The sequence below is a fragment of the Aurantimonas litoralis genome (assembly GCF_026153195.1).
GTDB classification, from domain to species: domain Bacteria; phylum Pseudomonadota; class Alphaproteobacteria; order Rhizobiales; family Rhizobiaceae; genus Aurantimonas; species Aurantimonas coralicida.
The window spans coordinates 670,343-691,521 of record NZ_JAPFBM010000001.1; the positions used below are offsets into that span (position 1 = coordinate 670,343).

The 21,179-nt window shown below is 68.0% G+C and carries 19 protein-coding genes and 1 pseudogene; 9 read left to right on the top strand and 11 right to left on the bottom strand.

Features of this window, described 5'->3' with window-relative positions:
• Nucleotides 1-18: 18 nt before the first annotated feature.
• From N7I30_RS03215 to N7I30_RS03230, 4 genes are read right to left on the bottom strand one after another with little or no spacing between them, the layout of a single operon-like run.
• Entirely contained in the window at nucleotides 19-432 is a 414-nt protein-coding gene (locus N7I30_RS03215; protein WP_009210710.1) for a (deoxy)nucleoside triphosphate pyrophosphohydrolase, read from the bottom strand.
• Nucleotides 429-1,217 carry a GNAT family N-acetyltransferase gene (locus N7I30_RS03220; RefSeq protein WP_498636653.1) on the bottom strand — a complete coding sequence of 263 codons (789 nt, stop codon included), beginning with the start codon at nucleotides 1,215-1,217 and terminating at the stop codon, nucleotides 429-431. The genes N7I30_RS03215 and N7I30_RS03220 overlap by 4 nt, the downstream gene beginning before the upstream one ends.
• Nucleotides 1,198-2,445 carry a bifunctional glutamate N-acetyltransferase/amino-acid acetyltransferase ArgJ gene (argJ, locus tag N7I30_RS03225; protein ID WP_498636655.1) on the bottom strand — a complete coding sequence of 416 codons (1,248 nt, stop codon included), beginning with the start codon at nucleotides 2,443-2,445 and terminating at the stop codon, nucleotides 1,198-1,200. Before argJ ends, N7I30_RS03220 begins: the two co-directional genes overlap by 20 nt.
• 16 nt (nucleotides 2,446-2,461) lie before the next feature.
• A complete protein-coding gene (locus tag N7I30_RS03230) occupies nucleotides 2,462-3,346 on the bottom strand; it encodes a peptidylprolyl isomerase (RefSeq protein ID WP_244495381.1) in 885 nt (294 codons plus the stop codon).
• A gap of 304 nt (nucleotides 3,347-3,650) precedes the next feature.
• Here N7I30_RS03230 and secA point away from each other — a divergent pair, with 304 nt between their 5' ends.
• The gene (gene secA / locus N7I30_RS03235; RefSeq protein ID WP_498636657.1) at nucleotides 3,651-6,380 is read left to right on the top strand and encodes a preprotein translocase subunit SecA; all 2,730 of its coding nucleotides are present in this window, start codon (nucleotides 3,651-3,653) and stop codon (nucleotides 6,378-6,380) included.
• Between the two features lie 273 nt (nucleotides 6,381-6,653).
• Here the strand turns inward: secA and N7I30_RS03240 are convergent, their stop codons facing one another.
• The 4 genes from N7I30_RS03240 to N7I30_RS03255 all read right to left on the bottom strand — a co-directional run bounded on the left by N7I30_RS03240 (nucleotide 6,654) and on the right by N7I30_RS03255 (nucleotide 10,232).
• The gene (locus N7I30_RS03240) at nucleotides 6,654-7,601 is read right to left on the bottom strand and encodes a L,D-transpeptidase family protein (protein WP_491372512.1); all 948 of its coding nucleotides are present in this window, start codon (nucleotides 7,599-7,601) and stop codon (nucleotides 6,654-6,656) included.
• Between the two features lie 346 nt (nucleotides 7,602-7,947).
• A complete protein-coding gene (locus tag N7I30_RS03245) occupies nucleotides 7,948-8,898 on the bottom strand; it encodes an acetyl-CoA carboxylase carboxyltransferase subunit alpha (RefSeq protein ID WP_024349886.1) in 951 nt (316 codons plus the stop codon).
• Nucleotides 8,899-9,078: 180 nt separating this feature from the next.
• Nucleotides 9,079-10,065 (bottom strand): site-specific tyrosine recombinase XerD, encoded by a 987-nt coding sequence (locus N7I30_RS03250; RefSeq protein WP_498636660.1) that lies wholly within the window; start codon nucleotides 10,063-10,065, stop codon nucleotides 9,079-9,081.
• Nucleotides 10,062-10,232, bottom strand: coding sequence for a hypothetical protein (locus tag N7I30_RS03255; RefSeq protein ID WP_228240065.1), 171 nt, complete (start codon nucleotides 10,230-10,232; stop codon nucleotides 10,062-10,064). Before N7I30_RS03255 ends, N7I30_RS03250 begins: the two co-directional genes overlap by 4 nt.
• Before the next feature lie 170 nt (nucleotides 10,233-10,402).
• Between N7I30_RS03255 and N7I30_RS03260 the strand changes: the two genes are divergently transcribed.
• From N7I30_RS03260 to N7I30_RS03270, 3 genes and pseudogenes are all read left to right on the top strand, one after another.
• On the top strand, nucleotides 10,403-10,984 hold the full coding sequence (locus N7I30_RS03260; RefSeq protein WP_498636663.1) for a shikimate kinase: 582 nt from the start codon (nucleotides 10,403-10,405) through the stop codon (nucleotides 10,982-10,984).
• Nucleotides 10,981-12,138, top strand: a complete 1,158-nt coding sequence (gene aroB, locus N7I30_RS03265; protein ID WP_498636665.1) for a 3-dehydroquinate synthase — start codon at nucleotides 10,981-10,983, stop codon at nucleotides 12,136-12,138. The genes N7I30_RS03260 and aroB overlap by 4 nt, the downstream gene beginning before the upstream one ends.
• Nucleotides 12,135-13,391: pseudogene (locus tag N7I30_RS03270) on the top strand (HlyC/CorC family transporter); the annotation flags it as partial. The gene aroB and the pseudogene N7I30_RS03270, both read left to right, overlap by 4 nt.
• 377 nt (nucleotides 13,392-13,768) lie before the next feature.
• On the opposite strand, the gene N7I30_RS03275 reads toward N7I30_RS03270, so the two are convergent.
• Nucleotides 13,769-14,071 (bottom strand): BolA family protein, encoded by a 303-nt coding sequence (locus tag N7I30_RS03275; RefSeq protein WP_024349881.1) that lies wholly within the window; start codon nucleotides 14,069-14,071, stop codon nucleotides 13,769-13,771.
• A gap of 142 nt (nucleotides 14,072-14,213) precedes the next feature.
• Between N7I30_RS03275 and N7I30_RS03280 the strand changes: the two genes are divergently transcribed.
• The 4 genes from N7I30_RS03280 (at nucleotide 14,214) to N7I30_RS03295 (ending at nucleotide 18,931) form a co-directional block, all read left to right on the top strand.
• Entirely contained in the window at nucleotides 14,214-14,843 is a 630-nt protein-coding gene (locus tag N7I30_RS03280; RefSeq protein WP_009210722.1) for a J domain-containing protein, read from the top strand.
• A gap of 162 nt (nucleotides 14,844-15,005) precedes the next feature.
• A complete protein-coding gene (gene cobS / locus N7I30_RS03285; protein WP_024349880.1) occupies nucleotides 15,006-15,992 on the top strand; it encodes a cobaltochelatase subunit CobS in 987 nt (328 codons plus the stop codon).
• A gap of 6 nt (nucleotides 15,993-15,998) precedes the next feature.
• The gene (gene cobT / locus N7I30_RS03290) at nucleotides 15,999-17,909 is read left to right on the top strand and encodes a cobaltochelatase subunit CobT (RefSeq protein ID WP_188075917.1); all 1,911 of its coding nucleotides are present in this window, start codon (nucleotides 15,999-16,001) and stop codon (nucleotides 17,907-17,909) included.
• On the top strand, nucleotides 17,909-18,931 hold the full coding sequence (locus N7I30_RS03295; RefSeq protein ID WP_498636669.1) for an esterase-like activity of phytase family protein: 1,023 nt from the start codon (nucleotides 17,909-17,911) through the stop codon (nucleotides 18,929-18,931). The genes cobT and N7I30_RS03295 overlap by 1 nt, the downstream gene beginning before the upstream one ends.
• 7 nt (nucleotides 18,932-18,938) lie before the next feature.
• Here the strand turns inward: N7I30_RS03295 and N7I30_RS03300 are convergent, their stop codons facing one another.
• Nucleotides 18,939-19,631 (bottom strand): queuosine precursor transporter, encoded by a 693-nt coding sequence (locus tag N7I30_RS03300; RefSeq protein WP_498636671.1) that lies wholly within the window; start codon nucleotides 19,629-19,631, stop codon nucleotides 18,939-18,941.
• A 108-nt stretch (nucleotides 19,632-19,739) separates the two neighbouring features.
• Nucleotides 19,740-20,036, bottom strand: a complete 297-nt coding sequence (gene rpmB / locus N7I30_RS03305) for a 50S ribosomal protein L28 (protein ID WP_009210727.1) — start codon at nucleotides 20,034-20,036, stop codon at nucleotides 19,740-19,742.
• Nucleotides 20,037-20,268: 232 nt separating this feature from the next.
• Here rpmB and N7I30_RS03310 point away from each other — a divergent pair, with 232 nt between their 5' ends.
• The gene (locus N7I30_RS03310) at nucleotides 20,269-21,051 is read left to right on the top strand and encodes a DUF3108 domain-containing protein (protein ID WP_498636673.1); all 783 of its coding nucleotides are present in this window, start codon (nucleotides 20,269-20,271) and stop codon (nucleotides 21,049-21,051) included.
• Nucleotides 21,052-21,179: the final 128 nt, after the last annotated feature.

Below are 21,179 nucleotides of genomic sequence, written 5' to 3' on the forward strand. Positions count from 1 at the left end.
AAGCCCCGGCGGGACGGCTCAGAGCAGCTCGATCAGATGCGGGATCAGCGGCTCGTCGGCCGGCGGCATCGGATAGTCGCGCAATTGCGCCGGCCGGACCCATTTCAGCCGCTGGCCCTCGCGCGGCATGGCGATGCCCTCGTAGCGCCGGCAGACATAGAGCGGCATCAAGAGGTGGAAGTCGTCATAGGAATGGCTGGCAAAGGTCAGCGGCGCCAGGCACGCGGCCTTCGTCTCGATGCCCAGTTCCTCGCGCAATTCGCGGATCAGCGTCGCCTCGGGCGTCTCGCCCGGCTCGAGCTTGCCGCCGGGAAACTCCCACAGGCCGGCCAGCGCCTTGCCGGCGGGCCGTTCGGCGATGAGGATGCGGCCGTCGGAATCGACCAGCGCGCAGGCGACGACCAGCAGCAGGCGCTGCCCCGGCCCGCTCACGCGCCGCCGCCCGGCGGGGCGCGGTAGACGTAGCGATAGGCCTCGTTGAAGCCGAGCGAGCGATAGAGCGACAGGCCAGCCGCATTGTCGGCCTCGACCTGCACCCAGGCGGTCTTGGCGCCCTTGTGGGCGGTGTAGCGCAGCGCCGTCTTGACGAGGTCGCGGCCGACACCGCGCTGACGCTCCGTGCGATGCACGGCGACGTCGAGCAGGCCGGCCAGGTCGTTGTCGTGGATCGCCAGCGCCACGGCGACCGGCGAGCCGTCCTTGTTCTCGCGGATGAACAGCCCCGTCGGCGGGCGGATGGATTCCAGCACGCCGGTCAGCCCCGAGCGCAACGCGGCCGCGCGCTCATGCACCGCCAGGCTCGCCTCGACATAGCGGCTCATGTCGCGGATCGGGATGCGATCCACCTGCCCGGCAAGGTCGAGACTGTCGAGATCGGCGGTCATCACCAGGGATTCGTCGAAGCGCGTCCAGCCCTTCTCGTCGAGATGGGCGACGAGGTCGGGCGGGGCCAGCGGCGACTGGCGGACCATGATCGAGCGGCCATGCTCGGCAAAGGTCTTGGCCGCCCGCTGCAGGCGCGAGGGAATATCGGAATTGTCGGACGGATCGAGCGGATTGACGGAATTCAGCCGCTTGGCCGGGAACGAGGCGGTGACGCGCACCGCCCAGGTGCCGTCGAACCCGGTCGAGGAAGCGGGCCAGGCGCGAAAGCCCGCCGCCTCCAGGCGTCGCACCACGGCCAGCTGCCGCATCTTCTCAGCTTCGGTAATCGCCATTGATCGCGACATATTCCTTGGTGAGATCGCAGGTATAGACGGTCCAGCGCCCCTGCCCGAGGCCGAGATCGACCCGGATCGGGATTTCGGCATGGCGCATGACGGCCGCCGCGGCGTCTTCCGAATAGTCCGGGTCGCGCTCGCCGTCGACTGCCACACGAATGTCGCCGAAATGGATCGCCAGCCGGTCGCGGTCGGCCTCCTCGCCGGCCTTGCCGACGGCCATGACCACGCGCCCCCAATTGGCATCCTCGCCGGCGACGGCGGTCTTGACGAGCGGCGAATTGGCGATCGACAGGGCGATGCGCTTGGCCGCCGCGTCGCTGGTCGCGCCCTCGACGGTGACCTGGATTTCCTTGCGGGCGCCCTCGCCGTCCCGCGCCACCTGCCGGGCGAGATCGAGAAGCAGCTCGCTCAGCGCCACCCGGAAACCGTCGAGCCGCGGATCGTCAGCGGTCTCGATCGCAGCGCCGCCACGCGCCGCGGCCGCGCCGGTGGCGAACAGCAGCAGCGTGTCGGAGGTCGAGGTGTCGCTGTCCACCGTCACCGAATTGAAGCTCGGCGCGACGGCTTCGCTCAGCATCGCCTGCAGGGCCGGCGCGGCGATCGCCGCATCGGTCGCCACGAAGGACAGCATCGTCGCCATGTCGGGGGCGATCATGCCGGCGCCCTTGGCGATGCCGTTGATCGTCACCGTCACCCCGTCGATCGCCACCTGGCGGGTGGCGAGCTTGGGATAGGTGTCGGTGGTCATGATCGCGTCGGCAGCAGAGCGCCAGCCATCGGCGCCCGCCGTTTCCGCAAGGCCGGCCAGGAGACCGGTGAACTTGTGGGCGTCGAGCGGCTCGCCGATCACCCCGGTCGAGGCCAGGAACACCTCGCGCGGCGTCGCACCGACGGCGTCGGCGGCGGCCTCGGCGGTGGCCTCCGTCGCCTGCCGGCCGCGGCGGCCGGTGAAGGCGTTGGCATTGCCGGAATTGACCACGACGGCCCGCGCCGTGCCGCCGCCAAGGCTTGCCCGGCAATGGTCGACCGGGGCCGAGGGGCAGCGCGAGGTGGTGAAGACGCCCGCGACCGCGGCCGGCGCGTCGAACACCATCATCAGGACGTCGGTGCGCCCCTTGTACTTGATCCCCGCCGCGGCCGTGGCGATGCGCATGCCGTCGATCGGCGGCAGCGCGGCCAGTTCCGTGGGGGCGAGAGGCGAGACCGGGGTGGGCTGGGCCATGGGGATCGCCGACCGCTTACTGCTCGGCGGGCGCGGCCGGAGCGGCCGCGGGATCCATCGACTTCTCCAGCGCCTCGACCTGGCTCTTCATCGCCGGGTCGACATATTCGACCGGCAGCTCGTCACGGGCCTTCTGGACGAGGCCCATATATTTCTCGCGCAGCACGACCTGGCGGACCTGGTCCTTCACCGCGTCGAATTCGGGCTTCGGCGCCTCGCGCTTCTCCTCGACCTTGATGACGTGCCAGCCGAACTGGGTCTGGACCGGCTCCTTGGTGTAGGTGCCCGGCTCCATGGTGAAGGCCACCTTCTCGAATTCCGGCACCATCTGGCCAGCGCTGAAGAAGCCCAGGTCACCGCCCTCGGGGCCCGAGGGACCGGTGGAGCTTTCCTTGGCGAGCTCGACGAAGTCGGCACCGCCGTCGAGCTTGCCGATCACCGCCTTGGCCTCTTCCTCGGTCTTCAGGAGGATGTGGCGGGCATGGACCTCTTCGGTCGCCGGCATCGCCGCGACTTCCTTGTCGAAGCGGGCCTTCAGCTCCTCCTCGGTGATGTTGGCGACGCCGTTGCGGGCGAAATAGGCGTTGTGCAGCGTGCGCTCGCGCAGGAAGTCGATCTGCGCGGCGACCTCGGGGTCGTCCTGCAGCGTCTCGGCCTCGGCCTGGCGCGCCAGCACCTTGATGTCGATCAGCGCCGACAGGACGGCGAGCTTGCGCTGGTCGGCCGGCAGGCGGGCGAACTGCTCGCCGACCTCGGCCGCGGCCGCCTTCAGGTCGCGCTCGGTGATCTCTTCCGATCCGACCCGGGCGACGACGTCCTCGTCGGCGGCATGGGCAGCGGTGCCGAAAGCGGCGAAGACCAGTGCGCCGGCCAGAAGGGTCGAACGAAAAGCGGTATTCATGGCAAAGAACGTCCTTGCGATAGCGTTGGATGGGCAGTCCGAGGGAACGGGAGAGAGGGCCGAAGGTGCCTGCGGCAAGAGATGCAGCCGCTTCTGTTCGTCCCGCCTCGACGGCGCGGTCGCCTCCCGGGCGCGCCGTTGACATCGGTTTGGCCCCCTCTTATCTCTCGCGCCAACCGAAAGTCCAGCCGACTTCCGCAAAGTTTGAAGCCTCCCGAAATTCTGCAAGTTGGTAGGATCGGTGGCATCGGCCTGCAAGCCGGCCACGGCATCGACGGTGCGATATCTTTTGGAAGGACCGGTTATGGTCAGTATTGGCGGGCTCGCCCGTAAGTTGTTGGGTTCGGCGAACGACCGGGTCGTTCGACGCTACGACGCCCGGGTCAAGGCGGTCGCGGCACGCGAAGCCGACATCGCCGCCCTCACCGACGACGAGCTGCGGGCACAAACCGAGACGTTCCGCAGCGAGATCGCCGCCGGCAAGACCGTCGACGATCTGTTGATCGAGGCCTTCGCCGTGGTGCGCGAGGGCGCCAAGCGTGCCCTCGGCATGCGCCATTTCGACGTCCAGATGATCGGCGGCATGGTGCTCAATTCGGGCGCCATCGCCGAGATGAAGACCGGCGAAGGCAAGACCCTTGTCGCCACCCTCGCCGTCTATCTGAACGCGCTCGAGGGCAAGGGCGTCCACGTCGTCACCGTCAACGACTACCTCGCCCGGCGCGACGCGGAATGGATGGGACGTCTCTACCGCTTCCTCGGCCTGACCGTCGGCATCATCGTCCACGGCATGTCCGACGAGGAGCGCCGCGCGGCCTATGCCTGCGACGTCACCTACGCGACGAACAACGAGCTCGGCTTCGACTATCTGCGCGACAACATGAAGTACGAGCGCAGCCAGATGGTCCAGCGCGGCCATCGCTACGCCATCGTCGACGAGGTCGATTCGATCCTCATCGACGAGGCGCGCACGCCGCTGATCATCTCCGGTCCGCTCGACGACCGGTCCGAGCTCTACATGACGATCGACGGGTTCATCCCGCAGCTCGACAAGAGCGACTACGACATCGACGAGAAGCAGCGCACGGTGACCTTCACCGAGGACGGCACCGAGAAGCTGGAGCGGCTCCTGGAGGCCGCCGGCCATCTCGTCGGCGATTCGCTCTACGACATCGAGAACGTCGCCATCGTCCACCACGTCAACAACGCATTGAAGGCCCACGCGCTGTTCCAGCGCGACAAGGACTACATCGTGCGCAATGACGAAGTGGTCATCATCGACGAGTTCACCGGCCGCATGATGCCGGGCCGCCGCTTCTCGGAAGGCCTGCACCAGGCGCTGGAAGCCAAGGAAGGCGTCACCGTCCAGCCCGAGAACCAGACGCTGGCCTCGATCACCTTCCAGAACTATTTCCGCATGTACGACAAGCTGGCCGGCATGACCGGTACGGCCCAGACGGAAGCGGCCGAGTTCGGCGACATCTACGGCCTGGACGTCATCGAGATCCCGACCAACCTGCCGATCCAGCGCATCGACGAGGACGACGAGGTCTATCGCACGGTCGAGGAGAAGTTCCGGGCGATCAGCCGCGAGATCCAGGACTGCGCCAAACGCGGCCAGCCGATCCTCGTCGGCACGACCTCGATCGAGAAGTCCGAGCTTCTGGCCGAGCGCCTGCGTCAGGACGGGCTGAAGGACTTCCAGGTCCTCAACGCCCGCTACCACGAGCAGGAGGCCTATATCGTCAGCCAAGCCGGCGTGCCGGGCGCGGTGACGATCGCCACCAACATGGCCGGCCGCGGCACCGACATCCAGCTCGGCGGCAATGCCGAGATGCGCATCGACAGCGAACTCGCCGACATGGCCGAGGGACCGGAGCGCACCGCCAAGGAAGAGGCCATCAAGGCCGACATCAAGCGGCTGAAGGAAATCGCCATCGAGGCCGGCGGCCTCTACGTGCTGGCCACCGAGCGCCATGAAAGCCGGCGCATCGACAACCAGCTGCGTGGCCGCTCCGGCCGCCAGGGCGATCCGGGCCGCTCCAAGTTCTATCTCTCCTTGCAGGACGACCTGATGCGCATCTTCGGGTCCGACCGCATGGATTCGATGCTGACCAAGCTGGGTCTCAAGGAGGACGAGGCCATCGTCCATCCGTGGATCAACAAGGCGCTGGAGAAGGCCCAGAAGAAGGTCGAGGCCCGCAATTTCGACATCCGCAAGAACCTGTTGAAGTACGACGACGTGATGAACGACCAGCGTCGCGTCATCTTCGAGCAGCGCATCGAGCTGATGGATTCCGAGGAGCTCGACGAGGCCGTGGCGGACATGCGCCACGCCACGATCGAGGGCATCGTCTCGCGGCACATTCCGGAAAAGGCCTATCCCGAGCAGTGGGAGACCGAGGCGCTGAAGGCGGAGACGCTGGAATACCTCAATCTCGACCTGCCGATTACGGAATGGGCGAACGAGGAAGGCATCGCCGAGGACGACATCCGCGAGCGCATCCGCGAGCATGCCGACCGCGCCGCCGCCGAGAAGGCCGAGCGCTTCGGCCCGCAGGTGATGACCTATGTCCAGCGCAACATCGTCCTGCAGACGCTGGACGCCCTGTGGCGCGAGCATCTGGTCAATCTCGACCATCTGCGTTCGGTCGTCGGCTTCCGCGGCTACGCCCAGCGCGATCCGCTGAACGAGTACAAGTCGGAATCCTTCGAGCTGTTCGAGGCGATGCTGGGCAATCTGCGCGAGCGCACCACCTCGCAGCTCACCCGGGTCGAGATCGTCCAGCCGGAGCAGCGCCAGCCGGCGCCGCAGGTTCCACCGATGGAGGCGCATCATGTCGACGCCACGACCGGCGTGGACGAGATGGGCGACGGCGCCGCGCGGTTGACGGCCAACTTCACCCCGGCCGCCGCCGACGGCCTGCGACGCGATCCGGAGAACCCGGACAGCTGGGGTCAGGTCGGCCGCAACGAGCCCTGCCCCTGCGGGTCCGGCAAGAAGTTCAAGCACTGCCACGGCGCCTTCGTCTGAGGCAGACCGCAGCGACAACATCGAGGCCGCCGGATCCCAAAAGGTCCGGCGGCCTTTTTCGTGCCTTGTGTGTCTTGCGCCGGGGCGCGCGTCGCCGTGAGGGTCGCGGTACAGACCCCACCAGGCAGCCCGCTCTCACCGACCGTGGCCGCGCCTCCGAATGGCCCTGCGGCTCCCACCCGGACACGAAAAAGCCCGCGACGGATGCCGCGGGCTTTTCCTAAACCGGATGGTTCGGCAGGGCTCTGATCGCCCCGCCGCCGTCCGGCTGCGCTATTTCAGGAAGCTCGAGAAGATCGAGCCGCCGCCACCGCCGACGCGGTTGCCTTCGCGGTCATAGCCCTCGCGGCGATGCTGCTCCTGGGCATAGGCCTCGGGCGTGATCGGCTGGCCGGTGCGATAGCTGAAGGTCGAGGTCTCGGCGAAGTCGCTCGGCGAGAAGCTCGAAGCGATCTTCTCTTCCTCGGCATGGTCGGCTTCCACCTTGGCGACGACCTGCGCCGGCAGGGAGAAGTCCGGGCAGGCGCCCGTGGCCGACAGGCCGGCGACCGTCTCGGCGCTCTGGTCGAAGACGTAGCGGCGATCGCAGACACCGACATTGGGCTGCTGGCGGGTCATCTCGAAATAGTCCGAGCCCTTCTTCAGCATCTTCCAGAAGTCGTAATGCTCGGAATTGCGGTGCCGCGCCATGTTCTTCGGCGTCATGCGGAAGGGATAGGCCTGGATCTGGAAGGCGCGCTGGCCGCCCTCGAAGGAATGGCGAGCGAGCGAATAGATCTCCTGCACCTGCTCGTCGTCCATGGCGTAGCAGCCGGACGAGTTGCACGAGCCGTGGATCATCAGATGCGAGCCGGTCCGGCCATTGGCCCGGTCATAGGTGTTCGGATAGCCCATGTTGAGGGCGAGATGGTAATTGGAATTCGGGTTCAGCTGGGCCGGGGTCACGGTGTAGAAGCCCTCCGGCGCCTGACGGTCGCCTTCCTTCTTCTTCGGGCCGAGTTTTCCGGACCAGGCGCAGATCTCGTAGGTTTTCAGAAGCGCGTAGGTGCCGTCGGTCTTCTGCTTCCAGACCTCGAGGTCCGACTCTTCCTTGTAGAGGCGGACGAGGATCGGCGACTTGACGCCCATTCCGTTGGACTTGATCGCCTGCACGAGAGCGGCCGGCAGCGGCGCTTCGGCGGGCAGCAGATCTTCGTACTGGCAGGCGGAAACTGCGAACATGGCTGTCGCAAGCGCGGCGGCCGTCACGAGGCGTCGAAACAACATCCCCTCATCCCCATCGCATTGACGGCACTTCGGCCGTCCCCACTCGGACCGGCGCCTGCGAAGCGCCCGGACCATCGCGGCGGCCATATCCCAGTCGGATATCCCGTCGCATGCCTTTCCCCGTTCTGCCGCAACCGTCGTTAAGCAATCGTTAATGTTCAAAATTAGATCGATTGCCGGCGACGGGCCGGACGACGACAGGCTGCGTTGATCGCGTCCCTCACCTTACGTCGTCCGGGAGTATCCTTGCAGAGCTTGAAGCCCAAGGGAACGGGAGGGCGTTGCCGCCCGGCAACAGGGCTTAGAGATTCCGCCCGATGGCGAGGAACTTTTCGCGACGCTGGCGGCGCAGGCCGTCGCCGTCGAGCTCGGCCAGTTCGGCGAAGGCGGCGCGCACGCGCTCGGCAGCGGCCGCGATGCCCTCGGCGGGCGCCCGGTGGATGCCGCCCAGCGGCTCCTCGACGATGCCGTCGATGATGCCGAAGCCGGCGAGATCCTGCGCCGTGATCTTCATCGCCTGCGCGACGTCACGGGCGCGGGTCGCGTCCCGCCACAGGATCGAGGCGCCGGCCTCCGGCGAGATCACCGAATAGATGGCGTGCTCGAGCATCAGCACCTTGTTGGCGGTGGCGATGGCGATGGCGCCGCCCGAACCGCCCTCGCCGATGACCAGCGAGACCATCGGCACGCGCAGATTGAGGCAGGCCTCGGTGGAGCGGGCGATCGCCTCGGCCTGGCCGCGCTCCTCGGCGCCGATGCCCGGATAGGCGCCGGCGGTGTCGACGAAGGTCAGCACCGGGATCTGGAAGCGCTCGGCGAGTTCCATCACCCGCACCGCCTTGCGGTAGCCCTCGGGCCGGGCCATGCCGAAATTGTGCTTCAGGCGGGTCTGGGTGTCGGAGCCCTTCTCCTGGCCGATGACCGCGACGGACTGGCCGTCGAAGCGGCCGAAGCCGCTGATGATGGCGTGGTCTTCGGCATAGAAGCGGTCGCCGGCCAGCGGCACGAAGTCGGTGATCAGGGCGGCGATGTAGTCGAGGCAGTGCGGCCGGTCGGGATGGCGCGCGACCTGGGTCTTCTGCCACGGCGTCAGCTTGCGATAGAGATCGGCCAGCGCCTCGCGGGAGCGCTTCTCCAGCCGCTGGATCTCGTCGGTGACGTCGACGGCATCCTTGCCCTCGATCTTCTTGAGTTCCAGGATCTGGCCTTCGAGATCGGCGACGGGTTTTTCGAAATCGAGATAATTATGCATGGGTGCGCGGCGTCGAGCCGTCCTTCGAGATTTTGGCGACCGGACGCGACGGCCGACTGACCGCAGGGCGCGCGGCGCACGTGGGTCTGGCCCGCATGCGCCCCGCCCGCGGCGCAACGTCTGTGTTGCGGCGGAAACTGGCCATGCGCCGCACCCTTGTCAAGAAAACCGTGCGGCGCATCAATGCCGGCTCTCGTCCGACAGGGGATGATGGTCGGTGACCAGCCGGATCAGCCGCTCTTCCAGGACATGGGTGTAGATCTGGGTGGTCGAGATGTCGGCATGGCCGAGCAGTTCCTGCACCGCCCGCAGATCGGCGCCGTTCTGCAGGAGATGGCTGGCGAAGGCGTGGCGCAGCACATGCGGCGAGATCCGTTCGGCCGGAATGCCGACGCGGGCGGCCAGCGCCTTCAGGTCGCGGGCGAAGGCCTGGCGGGTCAGGTGGCCGGTCTCCGACAGCGCCGGGAACAGCCAGCGCCCCTCCTCGCCGACGCCGGCGAGCTTCATCGCCTCGGCGAAGCGGGTCAGCGCATCGCGCGCCGCCTCGCCGATCGGCACCATGCGCTCCTTGTCGCCCTTGCCGCGCACGACGATCATGCGCTGGCGGCCGCGCAGCACGGCCCGCGGCAGGCTGACCAGTTCGGAGACGCGCATGCCGGTGGCGTAGAGCAGTTCGACCAGCGCATGCATGCGCGCGGCCCGCACCAGCCGGGCCGGCGACTGTTCGGGATCGACCGCCTCGGCGGCGGCCCGGTCGAGCAGCCGGTCGACCTCGTCCTCGCTCATCACCTTGGGCAGCGGCCGCTTGCGGCGGGCCCCCTCGATCGGACCGGTCGGATCGTCACCGCGCCGGCCCTCCACATAGAGGAAGCGGTAGTACTGGCGCAGCGCCGAGAGCCGGCGCGAGCGGCTGGTCTCGGCAAAGCCGCGGGCGGCGAGCCGGCCGACATAGGCGCGGATGTCCTCGGTGGTGGCGGTCATCAGCGAGCCGCCCTGCCCGGCCATGAAGCCGCTGGCGTCCTCCAGATCGCGGCGATAGGCGGAAACGGTGTTGTCGGCCGCGCCCCGCTCGACCGCCATCATCTCCAGGAAGGTCTCGATGTCGGCGCCCTCGCGGGCCGAAAGCCCCGTGGCGGCGGGCGCGCCGGGGGCCGGCGCCGGGCTCATGGCCGCGCGCCGCCGCCCGTGCCGGCGGGCTCGGCGGATGGCATCGGAATCTCGACGGTGGTTTCCCGGCGGGTCGGATCGACGAAGTAGACGAGCGCCGCCATGATGCCGTAGATGATGGCCGCAAGGATCAGGAGCGTCGTCAGGAGGCGGACGAGTGTCGGCATCGCGGTCTGGCGAACTCACCTTGGTGTGGGCGTCCCTTGCAATCGCCCGCTTCTAACGCGAACGGGACGCAACGCAAGCGAGACGGGCAGCCCCTGACGGGGTAAACGGCGAACTTTAAGATTTCCTCATGTTTGCATACGGCAAGGGTGGGACGGCTGCGAAAGGCGCAATGAGAAGCGAATTGCCATCGGGCGGAACCGACACCATCCAGGACCGCCTGGGCACGCGTTCCGTCACCCTCGTCGGCCTGATGGGCGCCGGCAAGACCACGGTCGGACGCCGGGTCGCGGCGCTTCTCGACCTGCCCTTCCATGATACCGACCACGAGATCGAGCTGGTCTCGCGCATGTCGATCCCTGAGCTGTTCGAGGCCTATGGCGAGCCGGAGTTCCGGGCACTGGAGGCCCGCGTCGTCGGCCGCCTCACCGGCGAAGGCCCGCAGGTCGTGGCCACCGGCGGCGGCGCCTACATGCACGAGGAGACCCGCAGCCTTCTCAAGCAGTCGGCGATCACCGTCTGGCTGAAGGCCGATCTCGACACGCTGATGGATCGCGTCCGGCGCCGGGCCAACCGCCCGCTGCTCAAGCAGGACGATCCGCGCGCGGTGATGCGCGGCCTGATCGAGCAGCGCTATCCCATCTATGCCGAAGCCGACATCACCATCCCGACGCGCAACGTGAAGCGGGACGTGATCGCCCAGGAAATCATCGAGGCGCTGGACCGCCACCTCGCCACGGAGACCCACCGATGAGCAGTGTTCACGCCGCCCCTGCCAGCGCCGACGCGCCGGCGGCGCCCCGCAGCCACGTCAGGGTCGAGCTCGGCGACCGCGGCTACGACATCGTCATCGGCCCCGGCCTGATCGACGCCGCCGGCGAGGAGATCGCTCGGCGCCTGCCCGGCGTGCGCGCCGCCGTCCTCACCGACACGACGGTCGCCGGCCTGCATTACGAGCGCCTGTCCATCGCGCTGAGGGCCGCCGGCATCGACCATGTGCAGATCGTCGTGCCGCCCGGCGAAACGACCAAGTCCTTCGCGCAGCTCACCGATGTCGTCGACCAGATCATCGGCGCGCGCCTCGAGCGCGGCGACGTGGTCATCGCGCTCGGCGGCGGCGTGATCGGCGACCTCGCCGGCTTCGCCAGCGCCATCGTGCGCCGCGGCATGGGCTTCGTGCAGATGCCGACGACGCTGCTGGCGCAGGTGGATTCCTCCGTCGGCGGCAAGACGGGCATCAATTCGCCGCGCGGCAAGAACCTGATCGGCGCCTTCCACCAGCCGGCCCTCGTCCTGTCCGACACCGCCCTCCTCGACACGCTGAGCCCGCGCGAATTCGCCGCTGGCTACGCGGAGATCGCCAAGATGGCGCTGATCGACCGGCCGGACTTCTTCGACTGGCTCGACGCCAACCGCGCGGCGATCTTCACCGGCGGGCCGGAGCGGGACGAATCGGTGCGTCAGAGCTGCATCGCCAAGGCCGCCGTCGTCGCCGCCGACGAGCGCGAGGAAGGCAGTCGCGCGCTGCTCAATCTCGGCCACACCTTCGGCCACGCGCTGGAAGCGGCTGTCGGCTACGACGCGCAGCGCCTCGTCCATGGCGAGGGCGTCGCCATCGGCACCGTGCTGGCGCATCGCTTCTCGGCCAAGCTCGGCCTCTGCCCGCCTGCCGATGCCGAGCGCTGCGAAGCACATTTTGCCGCCGTCGGCCTGCCGACGCGTATCGCCCAGATCCCCGGCGCGCCGCTCGACGTGGCGACGCTGATGGCCGGCATCGGCCAGGACAAGAAGGTCCGGCGCGGCAGCCTCACCTTCATCCTCACCCGCGGCATCGGCCAGGCCTTCATCGCCAGCGACGTCGAGCCGGCCGGCGTCGAGGCCTTCCTGACTGAAGAGTTGACCCGATGAGCGTGACCCTCTGGATCCTTCTGGGCATCGTCCTGATCCTCGTCTCCATATCGGCCTTCTTCTCGGGCTCGGAGACGGCACTGACCGCGGTCTCGCGCGCCCGGCTGATGAGCTACGAGAAGAACGGCGACACCCGTGCCACGCTGGTGCAGACGCTGATCGAGAAGAAGGACCGGCTGATCGGCGCCCTTCTGATCGGCAACAACCTCGTCAACATCCTCGCCTCGTCGCTGGCGACCACGGCGTTTCTCGGCCTGTTCGGCCAGGCCGGCGTCGTCTACGCGACGATCGGCATGACCGTCATCGTGGTGATCTTCGGCGAGGTGCTGCCGAAATCCGCGGCGATCGCCCGGCCCGATGGCTTCTCGCTGGCCGTGTCGCGGCCGGTGAGCTGGGTGGTGGCGCTGCTCGGACCGCTGACCCGGGTGGTCAACTGGATCGTGCGGCGCATCCTGGCGCTGTTCGGGGTGAGTCTCGAATCCGGCGCCTCGCTCCTGACCGCCCACGAGGAACTGCGCGGCGCCGTCGAGGTGCTTCACCGCGAGGGCTCGCTGGTCAATGCCGACCGCAACCGGCTCGGCGGCCTGCTCGACCTGCACGAGCTGGAGGTCTCCGACGTCATGGTCCACCGCACCGCCATGCGGCAGGTCAATGTCGATGACGGCCCGATCGAGGTGGTGCGGCAGATCCTGGAAAGCCCCTATACCCGCATGCCGGTCTGGCGGACCCATTACGACAACATTGTCGGCGTGGTGCATGCCAAGGACATCCTGCGGGCGCTGCACGAGGTCGACAACGACCCGGCCAAGGTCGACATCCTCAAGATCTGTGCCCAGCCCTGGTTCGTGCCCGAGACGACGACGCTGCAGGACCAGCTCAACGCCTTCCTGCGCCGCAAGACCCATTTCGCCATCGTCGTCGACGAATATGGCGAGGTCGAAGGCCTGATCACCCTCGAAGACATTCTCGAGGAGATCGTCGGCAACATCGCCGACGAGCACGATGTCGACATGCAGGGCGTCAAGATCGAGGCCGACGGCTCGGTCATCGTCGACGGCCAGGTGCCGATCCGCGACCTCAACCGGGCACTCGACTGGAACCTGCCGGACGAGGAGGCGGTGACCATCGCCGGGCTGGTCATCCACGAGACCCAGACGATCCCGGAAGAGCGGCAGGCCTTCACCTTCTTCCACAAGCGCTTCACCGTCCTGAAGCGCGAGAAGAACCGCATCGCCAAGCTGCGCATCCGGCCGGCCACCATCCTGGTTCCGCCCAAGAAGGGCGGCCATCATGCCCTGGCGAGCGGCGAGGTCGCGCCCGTGCTGGAGCCGGAGATCGACGATTACGACTACGGCATCGAGACGATCGAGCCGGACGCGACGGATTTCGAGACTGGCGAGGTCGGGACCGAAACGGCGGATCGGGACGAATGGTCGCCCGGACCGCGCCCGGTCGACGCCGACCTGACGAACACCGACGACATGCCCGCCTCGTCCGACGCCGCCGATACGGTCTCCGATCCCGAGGCGACGCGCCGCGACTGAGCGGCGCAGCCTGCCGGGATCAGGCGGGCGGGCCCGGCGCCGGGTTTCCCGTCAGGCGCCGCGCTCTCTGCTTTGCCACCGCGCGCTCAGCGGCGACGCGCCTCGCCAGGCGCAGAAACCTCGATGGCAAGGGCATGGACGCCGGCGTCCAGCTCGTCCTGCAGCACCCGGTTGATCGCCCGGTGGCGCGCCACCCGGCTCTGGCCGGCAAAGGCCGCGCTCACGAGTCGCACCCGGAAATGGGTCTCGCCCGATCCGTCGAACGTGGCGTGATGGTCGCTGTCGGCGTGGTGGTGACCGGCATGCAGATGGCTCTCGTCGATGATCTCCAGATGCTCCGGCGCAAACGCCTCGGCCAGCTTGGTCTCGATTGTGGCCCTGGTGTTCATGGCAGTCACTCTCCTGTAGTAGCGGTCGCCGCAGCGCGCCAAGCGAAGCTTGCGCGAAGCAGGCGGACCCTCTGCATTTTCGGGCTTTTTCCGGGATGTCAATTCTTGTCCGCACCGGTCCCGGGCACCATTATTGGACGCGATGAAACTCGACTCCGAATATTTCGATGCGATCCGCGTCAAGGGGAAGCGCAAGACCAAGGGCAAGGCGGAGCCACGCCGGGCCGAAGTCTGCGCGTGGGAAGGCTGTAACGAGCCGGGCTCCTACAAGGCGCCGATGGGCCGTGATCACGAAGGGCAGTACCTGCATTTCTGCGTCGATCACGTGCGCCAGTACAACAAGTCCTACAATTATTTCTCCGGTCTGAACGACAAGGACATCCAGCAGCACCTCAAGGATTCCATGACCGGCCACCGGCCGACATGGACCATGGGACACAATGGCACGGCCGCCGGCAACGGCGCCAAGGCGGCCAGCGCCGCGCGGGCCAAGCGCTGGAACAGCCGCATGCGCGACCCGTTCGACCTGTTCCCGGAGGAGGGCGGCGGGCGCCCGCAGCCGCGGCGCCCGAAGGTCCGGTCGCTGGAGCACAAGGCGTTCGAGACGCTGGACCTCACCGACGAGGCGAGTGGCGAAGCGATCCGCACGCGCTACAAACAACTCGTCAAGCAGTTGCATCCCGACGCCAATGGCGGCGACCGCGGCACCGAGGACAAGCTGCGCGAAGTGATCCAGGCCTACAAACTTTTGAAACAGTCAGGTTTTTGCTAAGCGCGAGGGGAACGCGCCGGCCACCTCGAAAACCAGCGTGCGCAAACGCCATGCGGCGATGATCGCGGAGCCCGTCGAGGCCCCGCCCTCTCGCCTGCAAACCGACAGTGATGACTTGGTCCCCGAGGCTCGCCGGAGAGCCGCCGGACCGTTGGAGGTAGTATGAGTGCAGCGGAACATCACGTGGCCCCCCTGCCCGATACCACGGTCTCGGTGCGTGACACCTTCGGGTTCGACAGCGACCTGACGGTCCCGGCCTTTTCCGCGTCCGACCCGCACGTTCCCGAGATCGACCCGGACTATCTGTTCGACAAGCCGACGACGCTGGCGATCCTCGCCGGCTTCGCCAAGAACCGGCGCGTCATGGTCTCGGGCTATCACGGCACCGGCAAGTCGACCCATATCGAGCAGGTCGCGGCCCGCCTCAACTGGCCCTGCGTGCGCGTCAATCTCGACAGCCATGTCAGCCGCATCGATCTCGTCGGCAAGGATGCCATCGTCGTGCGCGACGGCATGCAGGTCACCGAGTTCAAGGACGGCATCCTGCCCTGGGCCTACCAGAACAACGTCGCGCTGGTGTTCGACGAATACGACGCCGGTCGCCCGGACGTGATGTTCGTCATCCAGCGCGTGCTGGAATCCTCCGGCCGGCTGACCCTCCTCGACCAGAGCCGCGTCATCCGCCCGCATCCGGCCTTCCGCCTGTTCGCCACGGCCAACACCGTCGGCCTCGGCGACACGACCGGCCTCTATCACGGCACCCAGCAGATCAACCAGGCGCAGATGGACCGCTGGTCCATCGTCACGACGCTGAACTATCTGCCCCACGACCACGAGGTCGGGATCGTCGTGTCCAAGGCCAAGACCTACGCCACCAAGGAAGGCCGCGAGACCGTCTCCCAGATGGTCCGCGTCGCCGATCTCACCCGCTCGGCCTTCGTCAATGGCGACCTGTCGACGGTGATGAGCCCGCGCACGGTCATCACCTGGGCCGAGAATGCCGAGATCTTCGGCGATCTGGGCTTTGCCTTCCGGCTCACCTTCCTGAACAAGTGCGACGATCTGGAGCGCCCGCTCGTCGCCGAGTTCTACCAGCGCGCCTTTGGCGAGGAACTGCCGGAGAGCGCCGCCAACCTCGTTCTGGACTAGGCGGCCATGGCCAAGATCGGCGACAATACGCGTCCCGCGGACCGCAAGCCGGCCGATAGCGAGCCGTTCCGGCGCGCCGTCGCCGGCTGCCTGCGGGCGATCGCCGGCGATGCCGAGCTCGAGGTCACCTACGCCTCCGAGCGTCCGGGCCTCAGCGGCCAGCGCGCCCGCCTGCCCGACCTGCCCAAGCGCGTCTCGAAGACCGATCTCGGCGTCACCCGCGGCCTGTCGGACGCCATGGCGCTGCGCAAGGCGCGCCACGATTCGCGGCTGCATTCCAGCCTGTCGCCGGACGGCCGCAGCGCCCGCGCCGTCTACGACGCGGTCGAGCAGGCCCGCTGCGAGGCGATCGGCGCCAATGCCATGCGCGGCGTCGGCGACAATCTCGCGACGATGCTCGAGGACAAGTATTTCCGCTCCAACCTCGCCGACGTCACCGACCGCGCCGAGGCGCCGATCGAGGACGCGGTGGCGCTGATGGTGCGCGAGAAGCTGACCGGCCGCCCGATCCCGCCCAGCGCCGAGGCGCTGGTCGACGTGTGGCGCGACTTCATCGACGAGAAGGCCGGCGCGAAGTTCGACCGCCTCAGCGAGACCGTCGGCGACCAGCAGGCCTTTGCCCGGGCGATGCGCGACATGCTGGTCTCGCTGGAGATGGCCGAGAGCCTCGGCGACGAGGACGAGAGCGACGACACCGACAGCGAGGAAGAGCAGGGCGACAACCAGACCCGCGATTCCGACGAGGGCGGCTCCGAGAAGGAGAGCGGCACCGACGAGGCCGAGGCCCAGGAGAACGAGAGCGAAGGCGAGAACCAGGAGGCGGCCGAGGCCGAATCCTCCGAGGCGACCGCCGACGATCCCTCCGACGAGGACAGCCAGGACACCGAGACGCCGGGCGAGTCGCGCCGCCCCAACCAGTCGCAGCACGGCTTCAATCTCGACAGCGACTACAAGGTCTTCACCCAGGCCTTCGACGAGACCATCGGCGCCGAGGAACTGTGCGACGAGGCCGAGCTCGATCGGCTGCGCGCCTTTCTCGACAAGCAGCTCTCGACCCTGCAGGGCGTCGTCGGGCGGCTCGCCAACCGCCTGCAGCGCCGCCTGATGGCGCAGCAGAACCGCTCCTGGGACTTCGACCTGGAGGAAGGCTATCTCGATCCCGCCCGGCTCAGCCGGATGGTCATTGACCCGATGCAGCCGCTGTCCTTCAAGATGGAGCGCGACACCGATTTTCGCGACACGATCGTGACGCTGGTGATCGACAATTCCGGCTCCATGCGCGGTCGCCCGATCACCGTCGCCGCCACCTGCGCCGACATCCTGGCGCGCACGCTGGAGCGCTGCGGGGTCAAGGTCGAGGTGCTGGGCTTCACCACTCGCGCCTGGAAGGGCGGGCAGGCGCGCGAGGCCTGGCTGAAGGCCGGCAAGCCGCAGAAGCCCGGCCGCCTCAATGATCTGCGCCACATCATCTACAAATCCGCCGATTCGCCCTGGCGCCGCTCGCGGCGCAATCTCGGCCTGATGATGCGCGAGGGCCTGCTGAAGGAGAACATCGACGGCGAGGCGCTGATCTGGGCCCACAACCGGCTTCTCGCCCGGCCCGAGCAGCGCCGCATCCTGATGATGATCTCCGACGGCGCGCCGGTGGACGATTCGACGCTGTCGGTGAATCCCGGCAACTATCTCGAACGCCATCTGCGGGCGGTCATCGAGCAGATCGAGACCCGCTCGCCGGTCGAGCTGCTGGCCATCGGCATCGGCCACGACGTCACCCGCTACTACCGGCGCGCCGTGACCATCGTCGATGCCGAGGAACTGGCCGGCGCCATGACCGAGCAGCTCGCCGATCTCTTCGAGGACGAGAAGGCCGGCGGCCGGCGCGGGCAGCGGCGCCGCGCAGGCGGCGCCGGACGCTGATGGGCGGGCGCAGCCGGCGCTTCGGTGCCACGGCGCTCTGCGCCCTCCTCCTGGCCACCAGTGCCCCCGTCGCCGCAGGCAGCGGCCTCGACATCGCCGCCAGGCCCGTCGCGCAGTTCGACAAGAATTCCGACCGCATCCGCTTCGGCGCGCTCGACTTCGTCGGCGGCTTTTCCTTCTGGTCCAATGACAGCCTGCTGATGGGCCTCTCCGCCTTCCGGTTCCGCGACGGCGGCAGCCGCTTCCTCGCGGTCTCCGACACCGGCTACTGGCTGGGCGGGCGCATCGCGCGTGACGCCGACGGCCGTCCGGTCGGCATCGCCGAGGCGACGCTCGACCCGATCCTCGCCCCCAACGGCCAGCCCCATCGCCGCAAGGGCGATGCCGACGCCGAAGGGCTGGCGATCGACGGCGACAGGGTCGTCGTGTCCTTCGAGAGCGATCACCGCATCGCCGCCTTCACCGCCGCTGCGAGCATGGCGGCAAGCCGGCCGTCGCCGCTCGCCTTGCCGATCCCGCGGCGCGAATTGCGCAGCAACAAGGGGCTGGAGATGCTGGCGGCCGCACCGGCCTCCGGGCCGCTCGCCGGCGCACTGGTAACGGTGAGCGAGCATTCCATCGACCGCGCGGGCAACCTCTTCGCCGCCGTTCTCGACGGCCCGCGATCGGGCCTCTTCACGGTGCGCAAGGATACCGACTGGGAGGTCTCGGACGGCACGTTCCTCGCCGGCGGCGACCTCCTGCTCCTGGAGCGGCGCTATAATGGCTGGGTCGGCGGGCTGGGCATCCGGATCCGGCGGGTCGCGTCAAACGGCATCCGGCCCGGCGCCCTCGTCGACGGCCCGGTGATCGCGTCCTTCGATCTCGGCCAGGAGATCGACAACATGGAAGCGATCGACGCCTGGACCGACGACACCGGCGCGACCCGGCTGACGCTCATGTCGGACGACAACGGCTCGTATTTCCAGCGCAACATGGTGCTGGAATTCCGCCTCGCCGAAGACGAGGCGCGCACCCACTGAGGGGGTGTCAGATGCCGGCGGCCGCCACCGGCCGGGCCGGCATGAAATGCTGCATGATGATCCGGTAGGGCACCAGCGCGAAGACTGCGATGAACAGCTTCACCGTGAAGTCGCCGATCGCCCAGGACACCCAGCGCGGCGCCTCCACGGCCATCAGGCCGAGGAGCGGCGCCGGCTCCAGGGCGAAGCCGTCATTGGGGCCGAGGAACAGGAAGAACGGCGCGAAGGCGACGGTGAAGAAGGTGATCGTGTCGACCACCGAGCCCGACAGCGACGACGCCGCCGGCGCCCGCCACCAGCTCTCCTGGCGCAGGCGGTTGAACACCGCGATGTCGAGGAGCTGCGCGGCCAGGAACGCCCCGCCCGAGGCGATGGCGATTCGCAGCAGCCGCTCGGCGGCCGTCGCATATTCCAGGAAGCCGAGATCGTAGAGCACCGGCGGCACGACGATCGAGCAGGCGACCGCGGCGGCGAAGCCGATATAGACCACGCGCCGGGCGATGGCCGGGCCATAGCGACGGTTGGTCAGGTCGGTGACGAGAAACGCGAAGGCGTAGGTGAAGGCGCCGTAGGTCAGGATGTCGGCCAGCTGCAGCGAGCCGATCTGGGCGAAGACCGGGAACTGCACCGCGACGTTCGACGCGAGCACGATCGCCGTCATGGCGATGACGGGAAGCAGATAGATGCGCAGGAGCTGCATTTTTTTAACCTGGGTGATGGAACCAGTTTGTGCCGGACGCCCGAAGGCGACCGGCCCGGATATGTCGGATCTCAGGGGCGCTTGCGCGCCCCCGTCAGCACGGCCTGATCAGGCGGCTGCCGTCTCGGCGATCTTCTTGGCGATCTGGCGCTTCAGCAGGCGGGCGCGCTGCGACAGCTCGGCCGCATCGGCCTTCGCCAGGAACGCGTCGAGACCGCCGCGGTGCTCGACCGAACGCAGCGCATGCGCCGAGATGCGCAGACGATAGCGCTGGCCCATCGCGTCGGAGATCAGCGTGACCTGGCACAGATTCGGCAGAAACTTGCGACGCGTCCTGTTGTTCGCGTGGCTGACATTGTTGCCGGACTGGACAGCCTTGCCAGTGAGTTCGCAGGCGCGTGACATCGGATCACCTTTCAGATTAACGTAACGCCCGACCGAGACGCGCCACCGCAACAGGCGCGATCATCGACATCGGGTATGACCGGAAATTCGAACGGGTCTATAGTCCGGGCCGGACGATGCGTCAAGCCGCGCGACGCGGCGACCTGCCCGTCCGATCGCCACAAATTCGTACCGTTTGTCCCGTCTGCCCGAAAGCTGCCCGTTTCCCTTCGCCGCGAGAGGCCTTCGCCCCATGATCTTTAGACCGATTCTCGCCCTTGTCGCCGTCGCGGCAACGCTCGCCGCCGGCCTCGCTCCGGCCCGGGCCGAGCAGACGGTCACGACGCGCTACGGCGTCTCGATCATCGGCCTGCCGGTCGGCAAGGCGAGCTTCGACACCACCATCGACGGCAGCCGATTCTCGGTGAAGGGCACCCTGTCCTCGGCCGGGCTCGGCAGCCTCGTCTCCAACACGCGCGGCACCAGCCGGGTCGCCGGCAAGGTCACCAGCCGCGGCTTTGCGGCCGAGAGCTACGGCCTCGACTATACCAGCGACGCCAAGCGCTGGTCGAGCGACGTCGCCTTCAGCGGCGGCCGCGTGACCTCGGCCAGGGTCGGCCCGAAGCGCGCCAAGGCCAAGCCCGATTACGTGCCGGTGCAGCGCGCCCAGCTGCGCTCGGTGGTCGACCCCTTGAGCGGTCTGATGATCAAGACCGGCGATGCCGCCTCGGTGTGCCGCCGGACCCTGCCGCTCTATGACGGCTGGTCGCGCCTCGACCTGAAGCTGTCGCCGGCCGGCACCCGGCGCTTCGACATGCCCGGCTTTTCGGGCAATGCCGCGGTCTGCAAGCTGCGGATCGACCCGGTCAGCGGCTACGACAAATCCTCCAAGGGGCTGAAGTTCCTCAAGGGACAGACGCTGGAACTCTGGTTCGCGCCGATCGCCCGCGAGGACGTCTACGTGCCGGTCTATGCCCATATCCCCACCACGGTCGGCCCGCTGACACTCTCGGCCCTGTCGGTCTCGGTCGATTGATACGGGCCGGGCGCGGCCCCGCCGCGCCTCGCCGTTCCGCCAACAGCCGGATCGCCGGTCGGATTCGCGCCCGCGCCATTGACCCGCCACGCACGGGGCGAGCATAGATCGCCGCGGCAAGCGGGAGC